At 34.6% G+C, this 2,180-nt stretch carries 3 protein-coding genes; all 3 read left to right on the forward strand.

Features of this window, described 5'->3' with window-relative positions; all coding sequences use genetic code 11:
- A partial coding sequence (locus tag E1171_RS02445; RefSeq protein WP_155203733.1) for a DUF2004 domain-containing protein occupies positions 1 to 206 on the forward strand: 206 nt, incomplete at its 5' end.
- Between the two features lie 615 nt (positions 207 to 821).
- Entirely contained in the window at positions 822 to 1,283 is a 462-nt protein-coding gene (locus E1171_RS02450) for an ankyrin repeat domain-containing protein (RefSeq protein ID WP_155203735.1), read from the forward strand.
- A gap of 297 nt (positions 1,284 to 1,580) precedes the next feature.
- Positions 1,581 to 1,994 carry a hypothetical protein gene (locus E1171_RS02455; RefSeq protein WP_155203737.1) on the forward strand — a complete coding sequence of 138 codons (414 nt, stop codon included), beginning with the start codon at positions 1,581 to 1,583 and terminating at the stop codon, positions 1,992 to 1,994.
- The last annotated feature ends 186 nt before the right edge of the window (positions 1,995 to 2,180 follow it).

The following is a 2,180-nucleotide window of genomic DNA, read 5'->3' on the forward strand; positions in this document are numbered from 1 at the left end:
CTCAAAATTTAGAAAATCAAAAATTAGAATTATTAAATAAATTGGAGCTAAAAAGAGTTGGGTTATATCCAAATGAAGAGAATGAAATTGGGTATTTTGGGACTTTTGATTATTCAATAAAGATTGATGATGAATACTGCGATCAATTACTTGTTGTCAATACAAAAAATAGCGGAAAATTTGACCACATAACTTGGGAAAGCTAATAGAAAAAAAACCACAGCCAACAATGGCGAGCTGCCATGCTTTGCCAACGCGCGAAAAATCCGGCGCTAAGAAAGAACATCAGCCAGCCGGGCCGTTATATGTGAATGATCTGTGTTTCGTAATTAGAAGCCGTAAGATTTTTTAACAAGAGAGGGGATTAAAAAAAGAGGGTCGCTTTAGGGCGACTTCAAGTCTTAGCGGTGAGACCGTGCAAGTAAGAAAGCCTTCTACTTGTAGACGTGTCGAAACGTCTTCAAAGACTTGGTAAAGAAGTTAGCCGTTTTCGATCACAAAATCAACCCTTTACGGCTAAAGAAATCTCTTTTTTAATCGAAGGAATTGGGGCTTGTTACCATTTCAGAAACGGTTGATACCATCATCTTATAAACCATATCTGAAACTAAAAATCTTAGGGGCGAAAAAGAAAAAGGAGAAACACCGCTCACTACGTTCTGTTTTTACAAAGAAAATGACTTTCTATGTGGAGAGAAAATTTGATATTTAAAGGCGTAAAAAAGAACTCAATATAACATCATGTAAAAATAATAGTCGGACAAAACCATCAGCACAACCAAAACTACTATTTTTACACTAACATTGTGTGGCATTAAGAAATGGGAAATTCAAGGGACTATAAAATTGCAATACTAGCAGGAGACGGAAATCTAATTGAATTGAAAAATCTGTTGAAGCAGGGGTATACTCAACTCGAAATTGACATTGCTCTAGAAAATGCAATCGCTTATTCTCAAATTGAGACAGCTGAGTATCTACTAAATGTCGGTGCTCAGTTTTCCAACTATGATTATCAAGGAGTTTATTATGCAGTTCATAATGACGAATTGGCTGGTTTAAAGTATTCGATTTCAAAAGGTGTTGATATTAACATAAATAAAGGAATGATTTTGAATACTAGCATCATGACCGCAATAAATACGAATACCACAGAATTGGTTAGGTGGATTTTAGATAATGGGGCAAATCCCAATCTGTTGTCAAAGGATTCAATTGATATAATAAATCGTTACGGAACAGATGAGTTAAAAGAAATAATTAGAAACGCCACACAACAATAGCTATACCCAATAAGGGGGAAACTGCTAGATTGAAGGCTTGGTGCTCTAAAAAAGCTCGTCAAATCGTTGATTTGTATTATTTAACTTTTTCATTTTATAAAGTCAAATCAACGATTTGGCTAAGTGCAAGCCCGAAAGTTTGGCGCATTAAAGCCCCTTACTGGGCATAGCTTGGACGTTGTGTGTCATGAGGTTAATCTTAGACTTTTTAAATTTTTAGTTTTCAAATTTATGTACCTCAAACTTTTGTTTATCTTTTTAGCCTTTCCATTTTTTGCTAGAGGACAAAACCTTGAAATGGCTAAGACTGCAACCAAACTAAACGGAATATGGTTATTAGAAATCTACGAAAAAGATAACCTGAAGGAACTACAAGTTGAAGATGGCAACCAAGTGGTATATAAAACATACATTAAAGACGAACTTCAAAAAGTCAAAAAGAAAGAAGGATGGAATGTTATTGAATTTACTTTTCGAAAAAATGGGAAAGGAGTTTTTCAAGAATATAATAATTACAAAATAAATTCTGATTTTCAAGAGATTGAATCATGTCAACCAATACCTGAACTCAAGTGGCGAAATGGCAAAATATCAATTTACATGACTTATATGTTTGGGGAAGGGATTGAGGATATAATTGAATTAACAAAAGAGAAATTAATAATAGAAAATCAGGACGGAATAAAAAGGAAATATAAAAGGATAAAATAACACGAACACACAACAATGGCGAGCTGCCATGCTTTGCCAACGTGCACAAAAGCCGACGCTAATAAGCACAGCAGCCAGCCGGGCCGTTACATACAATTACCGATATCAGAGTAACTGATTGATTTCTCGAGCTGTCGGATATAATTGGAGATAGGAAAAAAATTAGTAAATAAGATAATTGTCACA

Source organism: Xanthovirga aplysinae (assembly GCF_009711365.1).
GTDB classification, from domain to species: Bacteria; Bacteroidota; Bacteroidia; order Cytophagales; family Cyclobacteriaceae; genus Xanthovirga; species Xanthovirga aplysinae.

What these genes read in the sequence shown, in the direction of transcription:
- E1171_RS02455 (WP_155203737.1), top strand. Translation starts at nt 1,581, where the DNA reads ATGGCTAAGACTGCAACCAAACTAAACGGAATATGGTTATTAGAAATC.
- E1171_RS02450 (WP_155203735.1), top strand. Translation starts at nt 822, where the DNA reads ATGGGAAATTCAAGGGACTATAAAATTGCAATACTAGCAGGAGACGGA.